Here is a 2,476-nt window from a genome sequence, read left to right on the forward strand (position 1 = left end):
GTGCGGGCTTGCTCGCGATGGCCGCAACCCGGTCCCGAGAGAAAACGCCCTTCGCCGCCCCGCCGATAAARCTTTATCATGGCCACAGTTTCGCTGATCGAGTCCGACATGAAGTTCGCCATCGCGCTGTTTTCCGCCGCCCATGCGCCCTCCTCGCGCCGTGCCTTGCTGTTCGCCCAGGCTGCGTTGGCCGGTGGGCATGAGATTGTCCGGTTGTTTTTCTATCAGGACGGCGTCTACAACGCGTCCGCCAGTGTGGTCACGCCGCAAGACGAACTGGACCTGCCCAAGCAATGGCGCGCGCTTGTCAGCGAGCATCAACTGGACGGCGTCGTCTGTATCGCTGCCGCCCTGCGCCGTGGTGTGTTGGACGAGGAAGAAGCCGGGCGTTATCAGCGTGATGCCGTTGCAGTCGGTGCGCCGTGGGAATTGTCCGGCCTCGGCCAGTTGCATGACGCGGTGCAGGACGCTGACCGTTTGATCTGTTTTGGGGGCGCGTGAGATGGCTAAATCCTTGCTGATTATCAGCCGTCAGGCGCCATGGTCCGGACCCAATGCCCGCGAAGCACTGGACATCGTGCTCGCTGGCGGTGCTTTCGATCTGCCGATCGGCCTGCTGTTTCTCGATGACGGGGTGTTCCAACTCGCCGCGAAACAGGACGCAAAAGCGCTGCAACAAAAAGACCTGAGCGCCAACCTGCAAGCCTTGCCGATGTTCGGCGTCGAGGAGCTGTTCGTCTGCGGCGACAGTGTCGCAGAACGTGGGCTGGACCCTTCCGGATTGTCACTGGAAGAAGCCCGGTTGCTGACCGCCCACGACATCACCGCCCTTATTGACCGTTACAACCAGGTGATCACCCTCTGATGTCGACTTTGCATGTGTTGTCTCATTCTCCGTTCGGCGACGATCGCCTGGCCAGTTGCCTTCGCGTGATCGGCGCCAACGATGCGCTGCTGCTGAGCGGCGACGCAGTCTATGCCCTGCAGCCGGGCACTGCGCCTTTCAGCGCGCTGAATACTCGCGGTCTGCAACTGTTTGTAATGGCCGAAGACGTTCAAGCGCGCTCCATAGAAATTCCCGACTGGGTCAAGGGCATCGATTACCCGGCCTTCGTCGAGCTGTCGATTCACCATGACAAGGTCAACAGTTGGCTATGAATTCCCTGACAGTGGGCGCTCGCGCCGTCTTGTTGGACAAGGACGGTTTCCTCGTCGAATTGAGCGACTGGTCCGCCGATGTGGCCAGTGCCCTGGCCGCAGCTGAAGACATTGAGTTGAGTCCTGAGCATTGGGAAATCCTCGAACTGCTGCGCGGTTTCTATGACGAATACCAGTTGTCGCCGGCCACCCGGCCGCTGATCAAATACACCGCGTTGAAGCTCGGCCCGGAAAAAGGCAACAGCCTGCACCTGAACCGATTGTTCAAAGGCACCCCTGCCAAACTCGCCGCGAAACTGGCGGGCCTGCCCAAACCGACGAATTGCTTATGACCGACTTTCCAGCGCTGACCCTCGAAACACCCGCCGAGCACCCATTCGCCCAGTTCGTGCGGATCCTCGGCAAAGGTAAACGCGGTGCCCGCGACCTGACGCGTGAAGAAGCCCGCGAAGCCATGGGCATGGTGCTCGACGACAAGGTCGAAGACACCCAGCTCGGTGCGTTCCTGATGCTGCTGCGGCACAAGGAAGAAAGCGCCGAGGAAATGGCCGGGTTCACCGCAGCCCTGCGTGAACGTTTGCAGGCTCCTGTCTTGAATGTCGATCTGGACTGGCCGACCTATGCCGGCAAGAAGCGTCATCTGCCGTGGTACCTGCTGGCGGCCAAGTGCCTGGCGCAGAACGGCGTACGAATTTTCATGCACGGCGCCGCCGCGCACACGGCGGGTCGACTGTACAGCGAACAACTGCTGGAAGGACTGGACATTCCGCTGTGCCGCAACTGGCAACAGGTGGGTGCAGCACTGGATAACGGTGGCCTGGCATTCATGCCGCTGGTGGATTGGGCGCCGCAACTGCAGCGCATGATCGACCTGCGTAACACCCTGGGCCTGCGCTCGCCGATCCACTCCCTCACGCGCATCCTCAATCCGTTGGGCGCGCGTTGCGGTCTGCAAAGTATTTTCCACCCCGGCTATCAGGCCGTGCACCGCGATGCCAGTGGCTTGCTGGGCGACACGGCGATTGTGGTGAAAGGAGATGGCGGCGAGATCGAGATCAACCCGGACGCTGACAGCCATTTGTATGGCACCACGGCCGGTGAAAGCTGGGACGAAGAATGGCCGCAAATGTCGACCCAGCGTCACGTCAAACCAGCCTCTCTCGACCCTGAGCATTTGAAGGCGGTCTGGCGCGGTGACGTGGTCGACAGCTACCCGCAAATGGCCCTGATTTCGACCATGGCCCTGGCGTTGCGTGGGCTCGGTCAATCCCGCGATCAGGCGTTCGAAACAGCCCAACAGTACTGGGACGCTCGCGAC

At 61.1% G+C, this 2,476-nt stretch carries 5 protein-coding genes; all 5 read left to right on the forward strand.

The window, feature by feature from the left end:
- Positions 1 to 108: 108 nt before the first annotated feature.
- The gene (gene tusD, locus AC1DRJ_RS24370; RefSeq protein ID WP_477804407.1) at positions 109 to 501 is read left to right on the forward strand and encodes a sulfurtransferase complex subunit TusD; all 393 of its coding nucleotides are present in this window, start codon (positions 109 to 111) and stop codon (positions 499 to 501) included.
- A gap of 1 nt (position 502) precedes the next feature.
- Positions 503 to 865, forward strand: a complete 363-nt coding sequence (gene tusC / locus AC1DRJ_RS24375; protein WP_477804408.1) for a sulfurtransferase complex subunit TusC — start codon at positions 503 to 505, stop codon at positions 863 to 865.
- Positions 865 to 1,158, forward strand: coding sequence for a sulfurtransferase complex subunit TusB (gene tusB / locus AC1DRJ_RS24380; RefSeq protein WP_477804409.1), 294 nt, complete (start codon positions 865 to 867; stop codon positions 1,156 to 1,158). The genes tusC and tusB overlap by 1 nt, the downstream gene beginning before the upstream one ends.
- Positions 1,155 to 1,490, forward strand: coding sequence for a TusE/DsrC/DsvC family sulfur relay protein (locus tag AC1DRJ_RS24385; protein WP_477804410.1), 336 nt, complete (start codon positions 1,155 to 1,157; stop codon positions 1,488 to 1,490). The genes tusB and AC1DRJ_RS24385 overlap by 4 nt, the downstream gene beginning before the upstream one ends.
- On the forward strand, positions 1,487 to 2,476 hold a 990-nt coding region (locus AC1DRJ_RS24390), incomplete at its 3' end, for a glycosyl transferase family protein (protein WP_477804411.1). The genes AC1DRJ_RS24385 and AC1DRJ_RS24390, both read left to right, overlap by 4 nt.

This window comes from Pseudomonas sp. P5_B2, assembly GCF_056400445.1.

Coding starts and splice junctions, on each gene's coding strand:
- AC1DRJ_RS24385 (WP_477804410.1), top strand. CDS start 1,155: ATGAATTCCCTGACAGTGGGCGCTCGCGCCGTCTTGTTGGACAAGGAC.
- tusC (WP_477804408.1), top strand. CDS start 503: ATGGCTAAATCCTTGCTGATTATCAGCCGTCAGGCGCCATGGTCCGGA.
- tusD (WP_477804407.1), top strand. CDS start 109: ATGAAGTTCGCCATCGCGCTGTTTTCCGCCGCCCATGCGCCCTCCTCG.
- tusB (WP_477804409.1), top strand. CDS start 865: ATGTCGACTTTGCATGTGTTGTCTCATTCTCCGTTCGGCGACGATCGC.